Source organism: Streptomyces coelicoflavus (assembly GCF_003112555.1).
GTDB classification, from domain to species: domain Bacteria; phylum Actinomycetota; class Actinomycetes; order Streptomycetales; family Streptomycetaceae; genus Streptomyces; species Streptomyces coelicoflavus.
The window spans coordinates 685,816-707,832 of sequence record NZ_BEWB01000003.1; the positions used below are offsets into that span (position 1 = coordinate 685,816).

Consider the following 22,017-nt stretch of genomic DNA (forward strand, 5'->3'; position numbering starts at 1 on the left):
GCGCCGGACCTTCAGCGGACCGGTGCGAGACGGCCGGCGTCCGGGTGCCCGGCGCCGAGGCGGGCGGTGAGGAAGCGGGCGGCGCGGTCGAGTGCGGCGTCCGCCTCGTCGAGGCGGCCGTAGTGGAGTTGGTAGACGTGGGGGAGGCCGGGGCCGACTTCGAGTGTGACCTCGACGTCGGCGGCGCCCGCGCGGCCGGCCAGCCGGACCGCGTCGTCGAGCAGCACCTCGTTCGCACCGGCCTGCACGAGCAGTGGGGGCAGTCCGGCGAGGTCGGCGAAGACCGGGCTGGCCAGGGGGGCCGCCCGGTCGCCCGCGCCGACGTAGAGATCGGCGTAGGCGCGCACGTCGGCCTCGGTGAATATGGGATCGGCGCCCTCCTTGGAACGGATGCTTTCTCCGGCGAGGGTGAGATCGGCCCAGGGGGAGAAGAGGACCGCGGCGGCCGGCTGCGGCAGCCCGGCCTCCCTGGCCGCGAGCAGGGTGGCGACGCTCAGTCCGCCACCGGCGGAGTCACCGGCCAGGACGAGGTCCCGTGGGTCGGTACCCGTCGACAGCAGCTCGCGATAGGCGGCGAGCCCGTCGTCGACGGCCGCGGGGAAGGGGTGCTCGGGCGCCAGTCGGTAGTCCAGCGACAGGGCGCGCAGCCCGGCGCGGCGGGCCAGTTCACCGGCCAGCCCCGCGTGGGTGTCCGGTGAGCCGACGAGGTAGCCGCCGCCGTGCAGGTAGAGCAGTCGGCCGGGGCCGGAGGCCGTGTCCGGCTCCAGCTCCAGGGCCGGCCGTCCGCCCAGGACGGTCCTGCGGGTGGCCACTCCTTCCGGCGCGGGGCGGGTGAGGGCCGAGGCGAAGGCGTCCCGCTGCTCTTCCGGAGTGGGCGGTGTCTCGGTGCGAGGGGCGGAACGGAGCAAGGCGTCCAGGGCGTCGCGCTGCTGTCGGGACATGTGGGCCTCCATGGGTCGGCGTGCGAGAATAGATTCCTGGGAATCCATCCGTTCGGGCCAACCGTATTCCGGGGAATATGATTCCTGGGAATCTACTGGAGGTTCTGTGAGCCACATCACCCCGGCTTTCGTCGACCTGGTCCGCGTCGAGACCCGGCTCTACAACGCGGTGAGCGCCCGGCTGCGGGACGAACAGGGGGTGAGCATCGGACAGTTCGAGTTTCTGGAGATCATCGACCGCTTGCCGGGGTGCCGCGTGCTCGACATCGTCGGCGAACTGGCGATCACCGTGGGGGCCGTCAGCAAGGCGGTCGACCGGCTGGTGGCCGCGGGCTGGTGCCGGCGGGTGGCACACCCCCAGGACCGCCGCTCGTCCGTGCTCCGCCTCACCGATGAGGGGGCCCGGCGGCTGGCGGCTTCCCGCCCGGTGGTCGAGAGTGCGCTCGTCTCGCTGACCGCGGGGGTCTCGCCCGAGGAGCTGAGCCGTGTCGCCTCGACCCTGGCCACGCTCCGCGCGGCCCTCGAGGCCGGCTCCCACGGCAGCCCGGGCTGAGGGAGCCGACGCCTCGTGGCGGCTCGCGGCGTGGCCCGCGGAACGTTCGGGCTTGCACCTCACGTCACGTGAGGGGGCAGCGTGGAGGGCGTCAGAGAAGGGAGCGGAAGTGAGCTACTCCGTGGGACAGGTGGCCGGCTTCGCCGGAGTGACGGTGCGCACGCTGCACCACTACGACGACATCGGCCTGCTCGTACCGAGCGAGCGCAGCCACGCGGGCCACCGGCGCTACAGCGACGCCGACCTCGACCGGTTGCAGCAGATCCTGTTCTACCGGGAGCTGGGCTTCCCGCTCGACGAGGTCGCCGCCCTGCTCGACGACCCGGCCGCGGACCCGCGCGCGCACCTGCGCCGCCAGCACGAGCTGCTGTCCGCCCGGATCGAGAAGCTGAAGAAGATGGCGGCGGCCGTGGAGCAGGCCATGGAGGCACGCAGCATGGGAATCAACCTCACCCCGGAGGAGAAGTTCGAGGTCTTCGGCGACTTCGACCCCGACCAGTACGAGGAGGAGGTCCAGGAACGCTGGGGCGACACCGACGCCTACCGCCAGTCCAAGGAGAAGACCGCCTCGTACACCAAGGAGGACTGGCAGCGCATCCAGGACGAGGCCGACGAGCTCACCCGGCGCTTCGTGGCCCTGATGGAGGCCGGTGAGCCCGCCGACTCCGAGGGGGCCATGGACGCCGCCGAGGACCACCGGCAGGGCATCGCCCGCAACCACTACGACTGCGGGTACGAGATGCACACCTGCCTGGGCGACATGTACGTCTCGGACGAACGTTTCACGCGGAACATCGACGCCGCCAAGCCGGGCCTCGCCGCCTACATGCGCGACGCGATCCTCGGCAACGCCGTCCGGCACACCCCCTGAGCGGTGGTCGTGGCCCGGGCCTCCCGCCCGGTCTCACCCCCGCGGCTCACTCCCGGGTCACGACCACCGCCGTCCCGTAGGCGCACACCTCGGTGCCCACGTCGGCCGCCTCCGTCACGTCGAAGCGGAAGGACAGCACCGCGTTCGCACCCCGGGCGCTCGCCTGCTCGACCAGCCGCTCCATCGCCTGGTTGCGGGTCTCGACCAGTGTCTTGGTGAGACCGCGCAGCTCACCGCCGACCAGCGACTTCAGCCCGGCACCGATCTGGCTCCCCAGGTGCCGGGAGCGCACGGTCAGCCCGAAGACCTCTCCGAGCACCTCCTGCACCCGGTGGCCCGGCAGATCGTTGGTCGTCACGACGAGCACGTCGGGCTGCGGGCCCTGGCCGCCGCCGTATTCTTCAATACCCATGGTTCTCAGGTTTCCCCGGGAAACGTCACGGCGCACCCCAAGACGCCCCGTGGAACCTGGGGCACCGCGGCTGCGTTGTACGTTTGGGCAGCCAGGTCCAGCCCGCCTCCCCCCAGCAGCAGGAGCCACAATCCCGTGACCACCCTTGCGCTCGGTCCCGAGTGGATCAGCCCGGACTATCTGATCGAGACGTTCAGTCTGCCCGGCATCCTGCTCATCGTCTTCGCCGAGTCAGGACTCTTCGCGTTCCTGCCCGGCGACTCGCTGCTGTTCACCGCGGGTCTCTTCGTCGCCCAGGGCGAGTACATCAGCCAGCCGCTGTGGCTGGTGTGCACCCTGATCGTGGCCGCCGCCGTCCTCGGCGACCAAGTCGGCTACATGATCGGCAAGTTCTTCGGTCCCAAGCTCTTCAGCCGGCCCAACTCCAAGCTCTTCAAACAGGAGAACCTGGAGAAGGCGCACGAGTTCATGGAGAAGTACGGCCCCAAGGCGATCGTCCTGGCCCGCTTCGTGCCCATCGTGCGCACCTTCGCCCCGATCGTGGCGGGCGCCGGCCGCATGAAGTACCGCACCTTCCTCACGTACAACGTCGTCGGCGGCGTCGCCTGGGGCACCGGTGTCACCCTCGCGGGCTACTGGCTCGGCCAGATCGAGTTCATCCGGGCCCACGTCGAGGGCATCCTCGTCCTGATCATCGTGATCTCCGTCGTCCCGATCGCCATCGAGTACCTGCGGGAACGCAAGAAGAAGCAGCGCGCCGCCGAGGCCGCCCCGACCCCGCCGGCCGCCCAGCAGCACCGGCCCCAGCCCTCGTACCCGGTCATGGACGACGCGACGACCCAGCTCCGCCGGGTCGACCCGTACGACCAGCCGCAGCAGCAGTACGACCAGGGCTACGGCAACCAGCCCTACGGCGGTCAGCAGCCCCCGCAGCAGCCGTACGCCCAGCAGTACCCGCAGGGCTACGGCGATCAGCCGCAGCAGTACGGCGACCAGTACCCGTACAACCAGGGCCGCTAGGACAGGCCCTAGAACCCCCGCGTCCGCTTGGCCGCCCGGCGTCCCGCCGCACTCGCGGCGCCGGGCACCTTCAGGAAGAGCCGGGAGATCTCGCCACCGAGGTTCACCCCGATCGCGATGGCCATCGCCAGGGCCACCGCGTTGGACAGCGAGAGCAGCCCCGAGTCGACCTCGCCCTGCGCGATGCCCAGCAGACCGAAGTAGGTCGCCGAACCGGGCAGCAGCGGCCCGATCGCCGCGGTCGTGTACGGCAGCGCCGACGCGAACCGGTAGCGGGACATCAGCTGCCCGAACAGGCCCACGAGCCCCGCCGCGGCGGCCGTGGAGGCCACCGGCGAGATGTCGCCGGCGTAGTGCATGGCGCCGTACACGCACCAGGCGATGCCGCCGTTCAGGGTCACCGCGAGGACGGTGGCCCGTTCCTGCTGGAGCAGGATCGCGAAGGCCAGCGACAGCAGCATCGAGGCGAAGATCTGCACGAACGGTTCGTCACCGGTGCCGAGCTTGGCGTCCGGATTCAGCTCGGCACCCAGCTGGACCCCGAAGTACAGCACCACCAGCACCCCGGCGACGATGCTGACGAAGAAGTACATGACCTCCAGCAGACGCGCCGCGGCGGTGATGTAGAACCCGGTCAGACCGTCCTGCACCCCCGCGACCAGCGCCCGCCCGGGCAGCAGGGCGAACAGCCCACCGGTGATGACCGCGGACGCCTTCACGTCGACGTGCGTCACCGTCAGCACGACGCCCATCGCGGCCGGCGGCATCGCGGCCACCGCGAACTGGTAGAACTCCGGCAGCCCGCGCCCGGCGCACAGCCACGCCAGCCGGTCGCCGAGCATCGAGCCGAACATCGCGGCGAAGAACACGGTCGCCCCGCCGCCGACGAGCAGCGAGGCCCCGCCCGCGAGCAGGCCGCTGGCCACCGTCAGCACCCAGGTGGGGTACGGGTGCCGGTTGCGGCGGATCTCCGCGAGGCGCCGGTAGGCCTCCTCCAGCGAGATGTTCGTGTCGGGGTCGCTGAGGTCGTCCACCAGGTGGAAGACGGCCGCGAGCCGCGTGTAGTCGGTGCCCCGGCGGCGCACCGTCCGCGAAGCCGTCACCGGGTCGTCGACGAGGGACGGCTGGTGGGAGATCGACAGCAGGGTGAAGGTGACGTTGGGCTCGCAGCGGTCCAGGCCGTAGGAGCGGCAGACGGCGAACATGGCCGCCTCCACGTCCTCGGCGCCCTCACCGCCCGCCAGCAGCAGCTCCCCGATGCGCAGCGTCAGGTCGAGCACGCGCGGCACGGCGGGGCCGGTCTCGTCGTCGTGCTTCTGCGAGGGCTCGGGCGCGGGCCGCTCGGCCACCGGCATCCGGAGCATGGCGCGCATCCGGTCCTGCCACGGCACGTCCGCCAGGCTCACTGCCGGGAAGCCGCTCGCCGGGGTGAAGGCGGTCGGGGCGGTCCACGCGCTGTGGGTGCTCGGCATGGTGAACGCCGAGCCCTCGGTGTCCGCGGGCGTGGCCTGCGGCACCTCGAAGCCGTCGGGGAGCGAGAACTCCGAGGTCGTCTCGGCCTCGGTCCCGGCGTGTCGCGGGACGGCGAGCCCCTGCGGGATCTCGAACTCGGACGTCGTCGACGACTCGCCGTCGAGCGACGCCGCGATCCCACTGGGCTGCCGGAAGGCACTGCGGGCCTCGTCCGACTGCGGCTTGGGCTCCTCCGCCTCCGTCACCTGCGCAACGCTCCCTGGTACCGACACACCCTCCTGTTGACCTCAGTATGGTCACTCAAACACGAACGGGCCGCACGCGTGTGCGTGCGACCCGTTACGAGAGACCGGACTGCTCAGTGGCCGCCCTGGTCCTTGAAGCGCTTGTAGGACCGCTCGATCTCGGCCTCGGCGTCGGTGCGGCCGACCCAGTCGGCGCCCTCGACGGACTTGCCGGGCTCCAGGTCCTTGTAGACCTCGAAGAAGTGCTGGATCTCCAGGCGGTCGAACTCCGACACGTGGTGGATGTCACGCAGGTGCTCCACGCGCGGGTCGGTCGACGGCACGCACAGCAGCTTGTCGTCGCCGCCGGCCTCGTCCGTCATCCGGAACATGCCGATCGCGCGGCAGCGGATGAGGCAGCCCGGGAAGGTCGGCTCGTCCAGGATGACCAGCGCGTCCAGCGGGTCGCCGTCCTCGCCGAGGGTGTTCTCGACGAAGCCGTAGTCGGTCGGGTAGGCGGTCGAGGTGAACAGGCGGCGGTCCAGGCGGATACGACCGGTCTCGTGGTCCACCTCGTACTTGTTCCGCGAACCCTTCGGGATCTCGATCGTGACGTCGAACTCCACCGGACGCTCCTCCATGATCAGCACATAGTTCTGGTGGTTAAGTGTCCCTCACGCAGGTGTGTGATCGCGAAAGGGGCTGGTGACAGTGCCAGAGCTGAGGCCTTGGCGGACCGCGAGACCGCGTGTGGCGCGGGCCGCGGATGCCGTACGTCCCCGTCTGGCCCGCTTTGCCCGGGCCACCGGACCGCGGGTCACACGGTTCGCACGGGCCACGGCGCCACGGCTCACCCGGATCACGAGGCCGAAGACCTGGCAGTACACCGCCGGTGCCGCCACGGCCGGGCTGGCACTGGCCGCCGGTGTGGTGACCGCCGCCGGCCCCTGGGACTCCACGGGTCAGCGTACGGCCGAGCGGGACCGGGCCGTCGCGCTGGACCACACGGGTGGCGCAGATCACGGCCACGGAGCCGAGGCTTCCGGTACGGCGCCCGGTTCGCCCCGTCCCGCGCCCAGCGCCGGGGCCGTACTGACCGGCCTGGGCGGCACCACCACGCCGGGCGGCGTCAAGGCCGCACCCGGCACCGGGAACCTCGCGGACCTCCTCGACCCGCTGCTCAAGGACGACCCCGCGCTCGGCGGGCACCGCGCGGCCGCCGTCGTCGACCTCACCACCGGCAAGCGCCTGTACGGCCTCGACTCCGACGCCGCCCTCACCCCCGCGTCCACCACCAAGATCGCCACCGCCGTCGCCGCCCTCACCGCCATGGGCCCCGACCACCGCCTCACCACCCGCACCGCCCTGGAGCCCGACACCGGCGAACTCGTCCTGGTCGGCGGCGGCGACCCCACCCTCACCGCCCGCGAGGACGACGGGGGCACCTCCCGCTCATGGGGGTCCCCCCGCGCGAGCGAAGCCGGGAGCGGGGGAGGAGCCGGGAGCGGGGGAGGCCCCGCCAGCCTGCGCACCCTCGCCGAGAAGACCGCCGCCGCCCTGAAGAAGCGCGACGTGCGCAAGGTGACCCTGTCGTACGACACGACGCTCTACGCCGGCCCGGACCTGCACCCGATCGGCGTCAACGAGAACCTGGCCCGCGTCACCGCGCTGATGGCCGACGAGGGCCGCACCGACGACTCCACCAGCGGCCCCGCCCCGCGCGTCCCCGACCCGGCGGCGGCCGCCGCCCGCACCTTCGCGGACCTCCTGAAGCAGCACGGCATCACCGCCTCGCCCCCCGGCCCCTCCAAGGCCACGGGCCGCGCCACCACCCTCGCCACCGTCTCTTCGCCCCCGCTGTCGGCCCTCGTCGAGCGGATGCTGACCAACAGCGACAACGACCTCGCCGAGGCCCTGGCCCGCCACACCGCCGTGGCGACCGGCAAACGCGCCGACTTCGCCGGGGCGGGAGCCGCCGTCACGGCCCGCCTGAAGCAGCTCGGCCTGCCGGTGGACGGAGCGCGGTTCCACGACGGAAGCGGCCTCGACCGCACCGACCTGATCACCCCCGACCTGCTCACCGCCCTGCTGACCGAGGCGGCCGACCCCGCCCGCCCCCAGCTCCGCGCGGTGCTCACCGGCCTCCCCGTCGCCCACTTCACCGGCACACTGGCCGGCCGTTACACGGACGGCGCAGCGGGCCTCGTCCGCGCCAAGACCGGCACCCTCACCGGCGTGAACACCCTCGCCGGCACGATCACCACCCCGGACGGCCACCTCCTCGGCTTCGCCTTCCTGGCCAACGGCACGACGGACCCGTACACGGCCCAGGCGACCCTGGACAGAGCGGCGACGGCGCTGGCGTCCCCGTAACTGCGGGCAGTCGTGCCTCCCCCAGTGCCTGAACGGCCTGGGTGGTACCCCCAGGGCGGCACGGGTGGGCGGTGGGGGCACCTCCCGCTCGAGCGAAGCCGAGAGTGGGGGAGGCACCCCGCAACGCCGGGCCGCGATCTCACCCCCGCCCGTACAGCGCCCCCGCACGACTGCCCCCCAGCGGCAGCGCTCCCGTACCGTTGACCCATGACGAGCATCGGCGCAAATTCCGGCATGGTCGACTGGAACCTCGCGGTGGCGACCGCGACCCGGCTCGTACGGCCGGGCCCCGAGGTGAGCCGCGACGAGGCCCGGGCCGTCGTCGCCGAACTCCGCCGCCATGCCAAGTCCTCGGAGGAGCACGTCCGCGGCTTCACCCGGATGGGCACCGAGGAGACCCACGACACCCCCCTCCTGGTGGTCGACCGTCCCGGCTGGGTCCGGGCGAACGTCGCCGGGTTCCGGGAACTGCTCAAACCCCTGCTGGAGAAGATGCAGGAGCGGCGCGGCGGCGGCGCGGGCAACGCGGTCCTCGGCGCCGTCGGCGGCAAGGTCACCGGCGTCGAGCTGGGCATGCTGCTGTCGTTCCTGTCCTCCCGCGTGCTCGGCCAGTACGAGACGTTCGCCCCCGCCACCCGGGAACTCCCCGCCGGCGCGAACGGCGGCGGCCGGCTGCTCCTCGTCGCGCCGAACATCGTGCACGTGGAGCGCGAACTCGACGTCGAGCCGCACGACTTCCGCCTGTGGGTGACCCTGCACGAGGAGACGCACCGCACGCAGTTCACCGCCGTGCCCTGGCTGCGCGACCACCTCGAGGGCGAAATCCAGTCGTTCCTGGCCGAGACCGACGTGGACCCGATGACCGTGCTCGAACGGGTCCGCGAGGCCGCCCAGTCGCTGGCCGGGGGCCGTCCCGAGGCGGAGGAGGACGACGGCGGCCGCTCGCTCGTGGAGCTGGTGCAGACCCCCGCCCAGCGGGAGGTGCTCGGCCGCCTGACCGCCGTGATGTCCCTGCTGGAGGGGCACGCCGACTTCGTGATGGACGGCGTCGGGCCGGCGGTCGTGCCGAGCGTCGGGGAGATCCGCGAGAAGTTCCAGCAGCGTCGCGCCAAGGGCGCCTCCCGCCTCGACATGGCGCTGCGCAAGCTGCTCGGCCTGGACGCCAAGCTCCGCCAGTACCGGGACGGCGAACGCTTCGTCCGGGCCGTCGTCGACGAGTGCGGCATGGACGGCTTCAACCGCGTCTGGACCTCGCCCAACACGCTCCCCACCAAGGCGGAGATCGCCAAACCGGCGGACTGGATCGCGCGGGTGCACCGCAAGCCGGAGGCGTGAGCCGCGCGGGCGGGGCGTGAAACGATTCCGGCCGACGGCAGTCGAACGACCCTCCAATCACCCGTCCGAGGGACCGTGAGGCTTCGGCAGGCGTGCGATGCTCGGGGAACGGCCCGTTTCTGTCACCATCTACACACTCTGCGTGACCGAACCTCGGGTTCACCCCCGACAACTTCATGAAGGGCACCGGACATGGGTCCCCATCCTGCGGTCGCGGCGATACGCCTGGCGGTCCGCCGCGTCCTCCACGACATCCTCACCGAACTGAACACTCCGGCCGGCGTCCCCGCCGCGACGGCCGCCGGACGCACGCCCGAGGGCGCGTCCGGACTCCCCGACTCCCCGCTCGTCCTCGTGGCGTGCTCCGGCGGCGCCGACTCCATGGCGCTCGCCTCGGCCCTCGCCTTCGAGGCGCCCCGGCTCGGCATCCGCGCCGGCGGCGTCACCGTCGACCACGGCCTCCAGCACGGCTCCGACCTGCGCGCCGAAGAGGTCGTCCTGCGCCTGCGCGAACTCGGCCTCGGTCCGGTGGAGGCCACCGCCGTGACCGTCGGCCGCGAGGGCGGCCCGGAAGCGGCCGCCCGCGACGCCCGCTACGCCGCACTGGACGACGCCGCCGCCCGCCACGGCGCCGCCGCGGTCCTGCTCGGCCACACCCGCGACGACCAGGCCGAGACCGTCCTGCTGGGCCTCGCCCGCGGCTCCGGCATCCGCTCCCTGTCGGGCATGGCCGCGGTCTCGGGGGCCGACGGCCGTTACCGGCGCCCCTTCCTCCAGGTCGACCGGCAGACCGCCCGCAAGGCCTGCATGGTCCAGTCCCTCCCCGTCTGGGACGACCCCCACAACGCCGACCCCGCCTACACCCGCTCCCGGCTGCGCCACGAGGGCCTGCCCGCCCTGGAGAAGGCGCTCGGCAAGGGAGTCGTCGAGGCCCTCGCCCGTACGGCCCAACTCTCCCGGGACGACGCCGACGCCCTCGACACCTGGGCCCGCCAGGCCGAGGCCGGCGTCCGCGACTCCACCGGCGGACTGGAGTGCGCGGGGCTCTACGCCCTGCCGCCCGCCGTACGCCGCCGGATCCTGCGCCGCGCCGCCCTCGATGCGGGCGCCCCTGGCGGCGCGCTGTTCGCCCGTCACATCGAGGAAGTCGACCGGCTGATCACCGGCTGGCGCGGTCAGGGGGCCATCAACCTCCCCGGCAAAGTCGTCGCCCGGCGGCAGGGTGGCAGACTGGTGATTCGGCAAGGCTGAATCCGGACCTCCCACCGATCCGCGCACGGATCGCCGGGACGCTCCGGAGTGGCCGGTGGGACGACCGAAAGTGATGCGGGTGGACGCGAACGACATGGGTGCCGACCTCGAGAAGGTGCTCATCACCAAGGAAGAGATCGACGCGAAGCTGGCCGAGCTGGCCGCGAAGATCGACGCGGAGTACGCGGGCAAGGACCTGCTCATCGTCGGCGTGCTCAAGGGCGCCGTGATGGTCATGGCCGACCTGGCGCGCACGCTGTCCACCCCCGTCACGATGGACTGGATGGCGGTGTCCTCGTACGGCGCGGGCACCCAGTCCTCCGGCGTGGTGCGGATCCTCAAGGACCTCGACACCGACATCAAGGGCCGCCACGTCCTGATCGTCGAGGACATCATCGACTCCGGCCTGACCCTGTCCTGGCTGATCTCCAACCTCGGCTCGCGCGAGCCCGCCTCCCTCAAGGTGTGCACGCTGCTGCGCAAGCCCGACGCCGCGAAGGTCGCCATCGACGTGGAGTGGGTCGGCTTCGACATCCCCAACGAGTTCGTCGTCGGCTACGGCCTCGACTACGCCGAGAAGTACCGCAACCTTCCGTTCGTCGGTACGCTCGCGCCCCACGTGTACGGCGGCTGACGCGGCCCCGCAGCCGGTTCCACGGCGTTCGGGCGGGCCACCGGGAACCCCTGGGGCCCCCGCGCCGTTGGAGCATGCAGACGGGACGTCGGCCCGCCCGTGCGGCTCAGGGCCGCCACGCTGGGGTACCGTCAGAAGAACTGTCTTATCAAACTCACTATGGCAGGAGGGACGGGGCGACACCGCTCCGTGTGGATGGACGTGAAGCGATACTTCCGTGGGCCAATCATGTGGATCGTGCTGGCCGTCCTTGCCGTGGTCGTGTTGATGCAGGTCGTGGGCTCGTCCGGCGGCTACAAGACGGTGGACACGGGCCAGGTCGTCCAGGCGATCAACGACAACAGGGTCGAGTCGGCCAAGCTGACCACCGGCGACGAGCAGAACATCAAGGTTCAGCTCAAGGACGGCCAGAAGGTCGAAGGCAGCTCGAAGATCCAGGCGAGCTACATCGGCGACCAGGGCGTGACCCTCGCCAACACACTTCAGAACAAGTACCAGGACAAGCAGATCCCCGACGGCTACACCGTTTCGCCGTCGAAGCAGAACCCGTTCGTCGGACTGCTGATCACCCTGCTTCCCTTCGTCCTCATCGTGGTCATCTTCCTGTTCCTGATGAACCAGATGCAGGGCGGCGGCTCCCGCGTCATGAACTTCGGCAAGTCCAAGGCGAAGCTCATCACCAAGGACACCCCGAAGACGACGTTCTCCGACGTCGCCGGGTCCGACGAGGCCGTCGAGGAACTCCACGAGATCAAGGAGTTCCTCCAGGAGCCGGCCAAGTTCCAGGCCGTCGGCGCCAAGATCCCCAAGGGCGTGCTGCTGTACGGCCCGCCCGGCACCGGCAAGACGCTGCTCGCGCGAGCCGTCGCGGGCGAGGCCGGCGTGCCGTTCTACTCGATCTCCGGTTCCGACTTCGTCGAGATGTTCGTCGGTGTCGGTGCCTCCCGGGTGCGCGACCTGTTCGAGCAGGCCAAGGCGAACGCCCCGGCCATCGTCTTCGTCGACGAGATCGACGCGGTCGGCCGCCACCGCGGCGCCGGCCTCGGCGGCGGTCACGACGAGCGCGAGCAGACGCTGAACCAGCTGCTCGTCGAGATGGACGGCTTCGACGTCAAGGGCGGCGTGATCCTCATCGCCGCGACGAACCGGCCCGACATCCTCGACCCGGCGCTGCTGCGCCCCGGCCGCTTCGACCGGCAGATCGCCGTCGACCGCCCGGACATGCAGGGCCGTCTGGAGATCCTCAAGGTCCACCAGAAGGGCAAGCCGGTCGCGCCCGACGTCGACCTGTCGGCCGTCGCCCGCCGTACGCCCGGCATGACCGGCGCCGACCTGGCCAACGTGCTGAACGAGGCCGCGCTGCTGACGGCCCGCAGCGACAAGAAGCTGGTCGACAACCACATGCTGGACGAGGCGATCGACCGTGTGGTCGCGGGCCCGCAGAAGCGGACCCGGATCATGTCGGACAAGGAGAAGAAGATCACCGCGTACCACGAGGGCGGTCACGCCCTGGTCGCGGCGGCCTCACCGAACTCCGACCCGGTCCACAAGATCACGATCCTGTCCAGAGGCCGGGCCCTCGGCTACACGATGGTGCTCCCGGACGAGGACAAGTACTCGACCACGCGCAACGAGATGCTCGACCAGCTCGCCTACATGCTGGGCGGCCGCGCGGCCGAGGAGCTCGTCTTCCACGACCCGACGACGGGCGCGGCCAACGACATCGAGAAGGCCACCGGCCTGGCCCGCGCGATGGTCACCCAGTACGGCATGACCGAGCGTCTCGGCGCGATCAAGTTCGGCGGCGACAACAGCGAGCCGTTCCTCGGCCGTGAGATGGCTCACCAGCGCGACTACTCGGAAGAGATCGCCGCGCTGGTGGACGAAGAGGTCAAGAAGCTCATCGAGACGGCGCACAACGAGGCCTGGGAGATCCTGGTCGAGAACCGCGACGTCCTCGACAACCTCGTCCTCGCGCTGCTGGAGAAGGAGACGCTGGGCAAGGAGGAGATCGCCGAGGTCTTCGCCCAGATCGTCAAGCGCCCGGCCCGGCCCGCCTGGACCGGCTCCTCCCGCCGCACGCCCTCGACCCGTCCGCCGGTGCTCTCCCCGAAGGAGCTCGCCCTGACGAACGGTGCGAACGGCGCGACGGCGGCGATCTCCACCACCAAGAGCACCACGGCGGAGCCCGCCCCGGCACCCGAGCGGGCCCCGGAGGACCGCCCGGAGAGCTGACCTCCGCACGCTCCCGGCCCCACCGGGCCCGGAATGTATGCCGCACCCCCCAGGTTCTAGCCTTGGGGGGTGCGGCATTTCGGTATGCCGTTCGCAGGACGTATCAGGAACGAGGCATCAGATGACCGACCCCGTGACGCTGGACGGCGAGGGCCAGATCGGCGAGTTCGACGAGAAGCGGGCCGAGAACGCCGTACGCGAACTGCTCATCGCGGTCGGTGAGGACCCGGACCGCGAGGGCCTGAGGGAGACTCCGGGGCGTGTGGCGCGGGCGTACAAGGAGATATTCGCCGGCCTGTGGCAGGAGCCGGAGGACGTGCTGACGACGACGTTCGACCTCGGACACGACGAGATGGTCCTCGTGAAGGACATCGAGGTGTTCTCGACCTGTGAGCATCATCTGGTGCCGTTCCGCGGAGTGGCGCACGTCGGTTACATCCCGTCCACCAGCGGGAAGATCACCGGCCTGTCCAAGCTGGCCCGGCTCGTCGACGTCTACGCCCGCCGCCCCCAGGTGCAGGAACGTCTCACCACGCAGATCGCGGACTCCCTGATGGAGATCCTCGAGCCGCGCGGAGTGATCGTCGTGGTCGAGTGCGAGCACATGTGCATGTCGATGCGGGGCATCCGCAAGCCCGGCGCGAAGACCCTCACCTCGGCCGTGCGGGGTCAGCTGCGGGACGTCGCCACGCGCAACGAGGCGATGAGCCTGATCATGGCGCGCTGAGAGGGCGTGCCGCCGCGGGGCGGGGCGGGCGCGTCACGCCGCCGACGCCGCGCCCGGGTGGTCGTCGTCCTCGTCGTCCGGGAGTTTGCAGACCCGTTCCATGAAGAGGGCGGCCGCTATGACGGCGATGCCCGCCACGACCGAGGAACCGGCGTAGATCGCCTGGTCGCGGCGGGCCGGGACGTCGAGGTACTCCAGCAGGAAGACGCCGGTGCCGCCGTACATGCCGGCGACGAGGGCGGCCACCAGGGCGCTGGCCTGGCCGAAGACGACCGCGCGGGCCGCCATCATCGGGTCGACGCCCTTGGCGCCGGGCACCCGCTCCCGCTGGGCCTTCAGGCGGGCCCGGATCGAGAGCGCCGTGGCCAGCAGGATCACCGCGATCAGGGCGAGGACGACGGGGGCGGCGAGGGGGACGCTCGGAAGGCTCCCGACCGAGTTCCACAGGCGGGCGCCGGCCCAGGCCAGCACCCCCGCGACGACGAACACGCCGGCCAGCACCCTGATGCGCAGCTCTTTCACGGTGTTCCGGTGTCCCTTCGGTTCCCCGGCGCGGTCGTCCTGACCTCGTCGTCCTCGTCGACCTTAACGACTACTCGGGCAGCCGGAGTTCCAGGTCGGCGCGGGGCGCCACGCCGTCGCGGGTGACGGCGCCCAGGAGGTCGGCGACCGAGCCCCGTCCGGGCAGTGCGGCCTCGGGGTCCACGTCGAGCCAGGGGGCCAGGACGAAGGCGCGTTCGTGGGCGCGCGGGTGGGGGAGGGTGAGCCGCGGGTCGTCGGAGACGACCTCGGCGTAGGCGACGATGTCGACGTCCAGGGTGCGCGGACCCCAGCGCTCGTCGCGGACCCGGTGGAAGGCCTCCTCGACCGCGTGCGCCCGTTCCAGGAGGGAGTCCGGGGGCAGGGTCGTCTTCACGATCACGACCGCGTTGAAGTACGAGGGCTGGCTGTCGGGCGCGACGCCCCACGGCTCCGTCTCGTAGACGGGGGAGACCCCTTTGACGCGCACGCCCGGGGTGTCCTCCAGGGCGTCGATGGCGCCCTGGAGGGTCTCCAGGCGGTTGCCCAGGTTGGCGCCGAGGGCGATCACCGCGCGCTTGGGGTTGGACAGGGTGGTGTCCGCGGCGTCGACCTGCTCGATGACGGAGGCGGGCACGGGCTGTACGGTCGGGTCGCTCGGACCCTTGGCGAAGGGGGCGCTCATACACGGCTCCGGATGATGGTGACGGTCACGTCGTCGAAGGGGACGGTGATCGGCGCGTCCGGCTTGTGGACGCAGACCTCGACCTCCTCGACCCCCGCGTGCTTCAGACAGACCTGGGCGATGCGCTCGGCGAGGGTCTCGACGAGGTCGACCGGATCGCCCTCGACGACGGCCACGACCTCCTCGGCCACGATGCCGTAGTGCACGGTCTTCGCCAGGTCGTCGTCGGCCGCGGCCGGACGGGTGTCCAGGCCAAGGACGATGTCCACGAGGAAGGTCTGGCCGTCCTCGCGTTCCTTGGGGAACACACCGTGGTGCCCGCGGGCCTTGAGGCCGCGCAGCGCGACACGATCCACGCGAATCACTCCTGCAGTCGTCGGTTCGGCCGGTCGTACCACGTGCGGGCGGTACGTCGGCCCCAGTCGAATCTACCCGCGTGCACCGACAGTGCCGGGCCGCGGGGTGCGGGGGAGGGGCGGGCGCAGGCACTCTTCACCGTGCGTTTTCCCTGGCGGTCCCGGTCGATCACGGATTGACAGCCGCCCCTGCCCCGTGGTCCGTGATCCCGACCACGTCGCTGCCGCGCCGTGCTCCGCCGGGTCAGGGAGGGGTCTCGTCGCCCTCCTCGGCCTCGCTCTCGGCGAGTACCGGGGAGGCGTGGTGGGACCAGAGCTTCCAGCCGTCGGGGGTGCGGCGGAACGTGTTGGTGGCCACCACGAGCTGCCCGACGAGCGGGCCGAGCTCCTCGCCGCCGTCGGGGGCTGGGCCGCCGCTGAGGATGTTCTCGGTGCAGGTGACCAGGGCGGTGTCGCCGGTGACGGAGACGTGCACGTCGGTGAGGAAGAACTGGATGTAGTCCGTGTTGGCCATGATCAGGGCGTAGGAGCGGAGGACCTCGCCGCGGCCGGTGAGGACCGGCCAGCCCGGGTGCACGCAGGAGACCACACCGGCGTCGGCGGGGTCGTGGTACGACTCGTCGACGCCCAGGTCGGAGGGGGTGAGCCAGAACTCGGAGACCTTCTCGAAGTCGCCCTCCTCCAGTGCCTCGTAGAAGGCGGTGTTGGCGGCCTCGACCTGTTCGACGTCGAGGTGCGGCGCGTTCACCGGGCGCCTTCGACGGCGCGGGCGACGCGTACGGCGTCGGCGGTGGCGCGGACCTCGTGGACGCGGACCGCCCACGCGCCGGCGTGCGCCGCGAGGGCGGAGACCGCGGCGGTGGCCGCGTCGCGCTCGCGCGCGGGGGGCGGGGTCGCCTCCGGCCCGGCGAGGACCCGGCCGAGGAACCGCTTGCGTGAGGCGGCGACGAGGACGGGGTGGCCGAGCGCCAGGAGGCGGTCGAGGTGGGCGAGGAGGACGAGGTCGTGCTCGGCGTCCTTGGAGAAGCCGAGGCCGGGGTCGACGACGACGTGCTCGGGGGCGATGCCGCCGTCGAGAACGGCCTCCACGCGCGCGTGCAGTTCGTCGACGACCTCGGTGACGACGTCGTCGTAGGTGCCCCTGACGTTGCCGCCCTCCAGGAGGCCGCGCCAGTGCATGACGACGAAGGGGGCGCCCGCGTCGGCGACGACCGGGATCATCCGGGGGTCGGCGAGGCCGCCGCTCACGTCGTTGACCAGGGCGGCGCCGGCGGCGAGGGCCTGCTCGGCGACGGAGGCGCGCATGGTGTCGACGGAGACCGTGACGCCCTCGGAGGCGAGGCCGCGCACGACCGGGACCACGCGCCTGAGTTCCTCGTCCTCGTCGACGCGGGTCGCGCCCGGGCGGGTGGACTCGCCGCCGACGTCCACCAGGTCGGCCCCCTCTGCGACCAGGTCGAGGCCGTGCTTGATGGCGGCCGTGGTGTCGAAGAAGCGGCCGCCGTCGGAGAAGGAGTCGGGGGTCACGTTGACGACGCCCATGACCGCGCAGCGGTCCCAGGCGGTCAGTCCCGCGAGAGGGTGGCGGCGGCCGGTCTGCTTGCTCATGTGTTCAGCGTAGGTGGTGGCCCGGGGTGGCTGCCGCCGCCTCCGACGGCGGTGCGGGCGGGGTGCCGCTGCCTCCGACGGCGGTGCGGGCGGGTGCCCGGGCCGGCCCGGGCACCCACCGTCGCGTCCGCGGCCCCGGACCGGCGGCCGTCCTACGCCGCCCGCGCCGGCGTCTGGTGCGCGCAGGGGCGCCGCGCGGGCGTCCGGCGGCGCAGGAACCGCGGCAGCGGCAGCGTGACGAACCCTTCCGCCTGCATCGCGGCGAAGCCGATGCGCGGGAGGTCGGCGGAGCGGCGGTAGACGACGAAGCGCGGCTCCCACCGGGGCCGGAACTTCGCGTTGAACTTGTACAGGGACTCGATCTGGAACCAGCGGGAGAGGAAGACCAGCAGCCCGCGCCACGCGCGCAGGACCGGGCCCGCGCCGATCTTCTCGCCGCGCGCGAGCGCCGCGCGGAACATGGCGAAGTTCAGCGACACCCGCGCGACGCCCAGTTTCGGGGCGGCCTGGAGCGCCGCCACGATCAGGAGTTCGTTCATGCCGGGGTCGGCCGCGCGGTCGCGGCGCATGAGGTCCAGGGACGCCCCGTCCGTGCCCCACGGCACGAAGTGCAGGACCGCCTTCAGGTCGCCGTACTCGCCCGGCTCGGCGTCCTGCTTGTGCGCCGTCGCGATCAGGCAGTCGCCGTCGGCCGGGTCGCCGACGCGGCCCAGGGCCATGGAGAAGCCGCGTTCGGTGTCGGTGCCGCGCCAGGCGTCGGCGGCGCGGCGGACGCGGTCCAGTTCGGCGTCGGAGAGATCAGCCACGCGCCGTACCCGGGTCTCGTAACCGGCCCGCTCGATGCGCTTGACCATCTGTCGCACGTTGCGCATCGCGCGGCCGGCGAGGGAGAAATCCGCCACGTCCACCACCGCCTCGTCGCCGAGTTCGAGGGCGTCGAGGCCGGTCTCGCGGGTCCAGACCTCGCCGCCGGTCTCGGAGCAGCCCATCACGGCGGGCGTCCAGGAGTGGGCGCGGGCCTCGTCCATGAAGCGTTCGATGGCGCCCGGCCAGGCCTCGACGTCGCCGATCGGGTCGCCGCTGGCCAGCATCACACCGGAGACGACGCGGTAGGTGACGGCGGCCTTGCCGCTGGGGGAGAAGACGACGGCCTTGTCGCGGCGCAGCGCGAAGTGGCCGAGGGAGTCGCGCCCGCCGTGCCGGGCGAGGAGGGCGCGCAGGCGCGTCTCGTCGTCCTCGGTGAGGCGGGCCGCCGGGTGTTCGGGCCGGAAGGCCAGGTAGATCGTGGTGACGGCGGTCAGCAGGCCGAGGGCGCCCAGGGAGAAGGCGACCGTCCACGAGGTGGTGCCCCGGTAGTCGACCGGGCCCTCGACGCCGAACAGGCCGTACAGGACGTGGGTGATGCGGTCGGCCAGGCTGGGGTCGCCGAGCATGCGGTGCGGGTGGGCGTTGACCACGAGGAGGCCGAGCAGGACGGAACCGGCGCTCATGAGGACGAAGTTGGCCAGGGCCCGCCAGCGGCTGCGCGGGTCGGGGAGGGCGGCGAACTCGGTGCGGTGGCGCAGGAGGAGGGCCAGCAGGACCAGGGAGATCAGTACGCCGATCAGGGAGTGGCGGTACGTGAACTGCGCGACGGCGCCGACCGGGAGCAGCGCCACGGCCGCCCGCCAGGCCCGGCGTTTGCGGCGCTTGAGGCCGTGGGCCAGCAGGAGCAGCAGGACGCCGGCGCAGAGGGAGAGGGCGGCGGCGAAGGGGCCGAAGGCGCCGGGCAGCACCTCGGCCAGGGCGTGCATACGACTGTGCCGGAAGCGGGGGAAGGAGCCCGCCGCGACGTCCAGCAGGCCGACGAGCACACAGGCGCGGCCGACGAGGAGCGGGACGCTCTCCGGACGGGGGCCGCGTGGTATGCGCCGTATGCGGGCGGACCTCGCCGGAACCGCGCCCGACATTTCCTCATCTGTCCTGACAGACATCGCACCTGTTAGTTCTGCGAGAGACCGTGGATCCGGGCCCGTTTCGGGCATCCGGCGACATTGCGCCCTCTAGGACGGTGTCTCGGAGGGAGAGGTTCACTCCCCTCTGATCACAAAGCCCGGACGAACGGATGACTGGACGATCGGACGATCGGACCGGCGGACGGATCGGCGGGCGCACGGAAGGCGTGGGCGGTAGCGGGGCATGGGTTTGACGAGCGACAAGGTGCTGGCGCTGGCCGTGGCGGCCGGGGTGCTGTTGTTCGCCGGGACGGTGTGGCTGTGGCCGCGGCTGGCGCGCCGGAGCGTGCGGGCCGTACTCGGCAGGGTCGGTCTGCTGCTCGCCACCCAGGTGGCGGTCTTCGCGGCGGTGGGGCTGGTCGCCAACCAGTCCTTCGGCTTCTACGGCAGCTGGGCCGACCTGTTCGGGCGGGAGGACGGACAGGGCGTGGTCGTGGACCACTCCGCCGGTGCGGACGGCGGGCCGGTGCAGGTCGTCGGGAAGCGGCGGGTGACGCCCGCGGGCGGGTCGCGGCCCGAGGTCTCGGGGCGGGTCGAGGAGATACGCGTCGTCGGGCGCACGTCGCGGATCGCGTCACCCGCGTTCGTGTACCTGCCGCCGGAGTACTTCCAGGCGCGCCACCGTGGCCGTACGTTTCCCGCGGCCGTCGTCCTGACCGGTTACCCGGGGACCGCGGAGGCGCTGGTGGAGAAACTGCACTACCCGCGCACGGCGCTGGAGCTGGCGAAGGCCGGCCGGATGCGGCCGATGATCCTGGTGATGCTGCGGCCCACGGTGGCGCCGCCGCGCGACACGGAGTGCGTGGACGTACCCGGCGGGCCGCAGACGGAGACGTTCTTCGCGAAGGACCTGCCCGAGGCGGTGAGGGCCCACTACCGGGTGGACAAGGGGCCGCGGAGCTGGGGCGTCGTCGGCAACTCGACCGGCGGCTACTGCGCCCTGAAGCTCGCCGCCCACCACCCGGAGGTGTACGCCGCCGGGGCCGGGCTCTCCCCGTACTACGACGCGCCGAGCGACCCCACCACGGGCGATCTCTTCCAGGGCGACAAGGACCGGGAGAACCGGGCCAGTCTGTGGTGGTATCTCAAGAACAGGCCGGCGCCGGACACTTCACTGCTCGTCACCAGCAGCAGGACCGGCGAGACGAACTACAAGGACACGCTGAAGTTCATCGGGCTGGTGAAGGAGAAGAGGCCGACGCGGATCTCGTCGATCATCCTGGAAAGCGGCGGACACAACTTCAATACCTGGCGGCGTGAGATTCCCGCGACGCTGCGGTGGCTGGACGAGCGGCTGGCCGGCGTTCGGGAGTCCTGAATGATCTTGAAGTCGGGGAGTAATTCCCCGGCCGCCGGGGATGTGGATTACCCGCGCCCTGTGAACACGTCGGAGACGGCCGAGTTTTTACGGGGCGGGGCGCCAAGATTCGCCTACGCGCGGTAAGTTTCTGGCCATGCCACGTGGACGTCACCGCCATTCCCCGCCTTTGCACAGGCTGCTTCCTCCCTCGGCGATCGCAGGTGTTTCGGTCGTCTGCGCCCTCGGGCCCTGGTTGTTCGGCGAGATGCCGATCCTGCGCGTACTGGCCGCCGCCGCCGCGGTGACGGCTGTGGCCGGCGCGGTCGTCATGCGGCACTGGGACGCCCAGGCGGGCCGGCGGGTCGCCGACCTCACGCGCGCGCGGGCCAGTGACGAGTGGCGGTTCGAGGAGCGGGTCGCCGAACTGGAGTCCGACCTGGAGGAGTCGCGCGAGCTGCGGCAGAAGCTGGAGCACCGGCTGCGGGCCAAGCGCACCGAGCTGGCGGGGCTGCGCAACGAGCACGCCTCGCTGCTGCGGCGCTACGCCACGGCGGAGACCGAGCGCGCCAGTGCGCTGGAGGGCCGCCGCCTGCTCGAGATCGAGGCCGCTCCGCAGGCACCCGCGCTGCCCGCCGCACGCCCCGCCCCGGTCCAGGAGACGCCGGTCCAGGAGACGCCGGAGACGCTGAAGACGGTGGCCGAGAAGGCGGAGGAAGCCGAGGAGGCGTCGGCCGGGAAGAGCGGGGGCGACGCGGAGGCCGCCGTCCCCGCGGTGTTCTCGCCCGAGGGCTCCCGGCTGTTCCTGCGCGCGAACGCGGCACTGGCCCGCCTGGACGACGGCGCGCCCGCCGACCCGGACGGTGACGACCGGGCCGAGGCCGTCGAGGGGGCCGCCGAGGAGGCCGCCGAGGACGGTGACGCCGACGGCTCGGACGGTGACGGTGGCGCCGACGGGTCCGACGGTGACGGCGACGGCGACGGCGGCGGTGGCGGCGAGAGCGCGGCACCGGCCGAGACCGGTCAGGAGGACGAGGCGCAGGGGCAGCCCGAGGCGGCCGACGGCCACGAGCGCACCACCGCCTCCTCCCCGACGACGTCCGACGCGGGACCCGCGCAGCCCACCCAGTCCGCGCAGCCCACCCGGCGGGCCGACGGGCACTTCACGGTGCCGACCGCGGTGGCCGTCGTACCGGCGGCTCCGGCCCGGCGTCCGGTGGTCGAGGGCGGCTTCGACTTCTTCGGCACCAAGGCCCCCGAGGACGCGGCGGCCGCGGCGACCGCCTCCGACGCCGCCCTGGAGACCGTGCAGAACGAGGACCTGGCCGACGTGGTCGGCCAGGAGGCGCTCGCCCTGCACAAGGCCGAGGGCGAGATCTCCTTCAAGCCGGCCGGCGAGGAGTCCCGTGACGTGAGCCAGGTGATCGACCTGACCGCCCACGACGAGACCGAGCAGATCGACGTCCAGGGGCTGCGCAGCGCGGTCTCCTGACCGCCCGGCACCCGCCG

General features: G+C 72.1%; 21 protein-coding genes. 11 read left to right on the plus strand and 10 right to left on the minus strand.

The features are described 5' to 3' along the window. Nucleotides 1-11: 11 nt before the first annotated feature. Nucleotides 12-941 (minus strand): alpha/beta hydrolase, encoded by a 930-nt coding sequence (locus Sco07f_RS08185; protein ID WP_054100970.1) that lies wholly within the window; start codon nucleotides 939-941, stop codon nucleotides 12-14. A gap of 106 nt (nucleotides 942-1,047) precedes the next feature. Here Sco07f_RS08185 and Sco07f_RS08190 point away from each other — a divergent pair, with 106 nt between their 5' ends. After that, nucleotides 1,048-1,494: a MarR family winged helix-turn-helix transcriptional regulator gene (locus Sco07f_RS08190; RefSeq protein ID WP_108987376.1), complete on the plus strand. Its 447-nt coding sequence runs from the start codon at nucleotides 1,048-1,050 to the stop codon at nucleotides 1,492-1,494. Between the two features lie 109 nt (nucleotides 1,495-1,603). Next, nucleotides 1,604-2,365 (plus strand): MerR family transcriptional regulator, encoded by a 762-nt coding sequence (locus tag Sco07f_RS08195; RefSeq protein ID WP_108987377.1) that lies wholly within the window; start codon nucleotides 1,604-1,606, stop codon nucleotides 2,363-2,365. A 46-nt stretch (nucleotides 2,366-2,411) separates the two neighbouring features. On the opposite strand, the gene Sco07f_RS08200 is transcribed toward Sco07f_RS08195, so the two are convergent. Continuing rightward, complete coding sequence (locus tag Sco07f_RS08200) at nucleotides 2,412-2,777, minus strand: YbjQ family protein (RefSeq protein WP_007452019.1); 366 nt, start codon at nucleotides 2,775-2,777, stop codon at nucleotides 2,412-2,414. Between the two features lie 135 nt (nucleotides 2,778-2,912). On the opposite strand from Sco07f_RS08200, the gene Sco07f_RS08205 reads away from it, so the two are divergent. Further along, nucleotides 2,913-3,797, plus strand: a complete 885-nt coding sequence (locus tag Sco07f_RS08205) for a DedA family protein (RefSeq protein ID WP_007452043.1) — start codon at nucleotides 2,913-2,915, stop codon at nucleotides 3,795-3,797. A gap of 8 nt (nucleotides 3,798-3,805) precedes the next feature. Here the strand turns inward: Sco07f_RS08205 and Sco07f_RS08210 are convergent, their stop codons facing one another. After that, nucleotides 3,806-5,515 carry a threonine/serine exporter family protein gene (locus Sco07f_RS08210; RefSeq protein WP_167468050.1) on the minus strand — a complete coding sequence of 570 codons (1,710 nt, stop codon included), beginning with the start codon at nucleotides 5,513-5,515 and terminating at the stop codon, nucleotides 3,806-3,808. 113 nt (nucleotides 5,516-5,628) lie between these two features. Continuing rightward, nucleotides 5,629-6,120, minus strand: coding sequence for an inorganic diphosphatase (locus Sco07f_RS08215; protein WP_007452023.1), 492 nt, complete (start codon nucleotides 6,118-6,120; stop codon nucleotides 5,629-5,631). A gap of 124 nt (nucleotides 6,121-6,244) precedes the next feature. On the opposite strand from Sco07f_RS08215, the gene dacB reads away from it, so the two are divergent. The 6 genes from dacB (at nucleotide 6,245) to folE (ending at nucleotide 14,049) form a co-directional block, all read left to right on the plus strand. After that, nucleotides 6,245-7,867 (plus strand): D-alanyl-D-alanine carboxypeptidase/D-alanyl-D-alanine endopeptidase, encoded by a 1,623-nt coding sequence (gene dacB / locus Sco07f_RS08220; protein WP_174855319.1) that lies wholly within the window; start codon nucleotides 6,245-6,247, stop codon nucleotides 7,865-7,867. A gap of 207 nt (nucleotides 7,868-8,074) precedes the next feature. Then, nucleotides 8,075-9,202, plus strand: a complete 1,128-nt coding sequence (locus Sco07f_RS08225; RefSeq protein WP_007452047.1) for a zinc-dependent metalloprotease — start codon at nucleotides 8,075-8,077, stop codon at nucleotides 9,200-9,202. Nucleotides 9,203-9,394: 192 nt separating this feature from the next. Then, the gene (tilS, locus tag Sco07f_RS08230) at nucleotides 9,395-10,453 is read left to right on the plus strand and encodes a tRNA lysidine(34) synthetase TilS (protein ID WP_054100939.1); all 1,059 of its coding nucleotides are present in this window, start codon (nucleotides 9,395-9,397) and stop codon (nucleotides 10,451-10,453) included. Nucleotides 10,454-10,547: 94 nt separating this feature from the next. Further along, a complete protein-coding gene (gene hpt / locus Sco07f_RS08235; RefSeq protein ID WP_226027733.1) occupies nucleotides 10,548-11,087 on the plus strand; it encodes a hypoxanthine phosphoribosyltransferase in 540 nt (179 codons plus the stop codon). Nucleotides 11,088-11,282: 195 nt separating this feature from the next. Beyond that, nucleotides 11,283-13,322: an ATP-dependent zinc metalloprotease FtsH gene (gene ftsH / locus Sco07f_RS08240; RefSeq protein ID WP_108987379.1), complete on the plus strand. Its 2,040-nt coding sequence runs from the start codon at nucleotides 11,283-11,285 to the stop codon at nucleotides 13,320-13,322. 121 nt (nucleotides 13,323-13,443) lie between these two features. Further along, the gene (gene folE / locus Sco07f_RS08245; RefSeq protein WP_087790042.1) at nucleotides 13,444-14,049 is read left to right on the plus strand and encodes a GTP cyclohydrolase I FolE; all 606 of its coding nucleotides are present in this window, start codon (nucleotides 13,444-13,446) and stop codon (nucleotides 14,047-14,049) included. A gap of 33 nt (nucleotides 14,050-14,082) precedes the next feature. On the opposite strand, the gene Sco07f_RS08250 is transcribed toward folE, so the two are convergent. From Sco07f_RS08250 to Sco07f_RS08275, 6 genes are all read right to left on the minus strand, one after another. Next, nucleotides 14,083-14,571: a DUF3180 domain-containing protein gene (locus Sco07f_RS08250; protein WP_007451996.1), complete on the minus strand. Its 489-nt coding sequence runs from the start codon at nucleotides 14,569-14,571 to the stop codon at nucleotides 14,083-14,085. 70 nt (nucleotides 14,572-14,641) lie between these two features. Next, nucleotides 14,642-15,253 carry a 2-amino-4-hydroxy-6-hydroxymethyldihydropteridine diphosphokinase gene (folK, locus tag Sco07f_RS08255; protein WP_007451998.1) on the minus strand — a complete coding sequence of 204 codons (612 nt, stop codon included), beginning with the start codon at nucleotides 15,251-15,253 and terminating at the stop codon, nucleotides 14,642-14,644. Continuing rightward, complete coding sequence (gene folB / locus Sco07f_RS08260) at nucleotides 15,250-15,609, minus strand: dihydroneopterin aldolase (protein WP_087790041.1); 360 nt, start codon at nucleotides 15,607-15,609, stop codon at nucleotides 15,250-15,252. The genes folK and folB overlap by 4 nt, the downstream gene beginning before the upstream one ends. A gap of 244 nt (nucleotides 15,610-15,853) precedes the next feature. Then, nucleotides 15,854-16,357, minus strand: a complete 504-nt coding sequence (locus Sco07f_RS08265; RefSeq protein ID WP_007452002.1) for a nuclear transport factor 2 family protein — start codon at nucleotides 16,355-16,357, stop codon at nucleotides 15,854-15,856. Beyond that, on the minus strand, nucleotides 16,354-17,217 hold the full coding sequence (gene folP, locus Sco07f_RS08270; protein ID WP_108987380.1) for a dihydropteroate synthase: 864 nt from the start codon (nucleotides 17,215-17,217) through the stop codon (nucleotides 16,354-16,356). Before folP ends, Sco07f_RS08265 begins: the two co-directional genes overlap by 4 nt. Before the next feature lie 152 nt (nucleotides 17,218-17,369). After that, on the minus strand, nucleotides 17,370-19,166 hold the full coding sequence (locus tag Sco07f_RS08275; protein WP_087790038.1) for a phosphatidylglycerol lysyltransferase domain-containing protein: 1,797 nt from the start codon (nucleotides 19,164-19,166) through the stop codon (nucleotides 17,370-17,372). Nucleotides 19,167-19,395: 229 nt separating this feature from the next. On the opposite strand from Sco07f_RS08275, the gene Sco07f_RS08280 reads away from it, so the two are divergent. Both Sco07f_RS08280 and Sco07f_RS08285 read left to right on the plus strand, forming a co-directional pair. Next, complete coding sequence (locus Sco07f_RS08280) at nucleotides 19,396-20,529, plus strand: alpha/beta hydrolase (protein ID WP_108987381.1); 1,134 nt, start codon at nucleotides 19,396-19,398, stop codon at nucleotides 20,527-20,529. Between the two features lie 136 nt (nucleotides 20,530-20,665). Beyond that, nucleotides 20,666-22,000 carry a hypothetical protein gene (locus Sco07f_RS08285; protein ID WP_167468051.1) on the plus strand — a complete coding sequence of 445 codons (1,335 nt, stop codon included), beginning with the start codon at nucleotides 20,666-20,668 and terminating at the stop codon, nucleotides 21,998-22,000. Nucleotides 22,001-22,017: the final 17 nt, after the last annotated feature.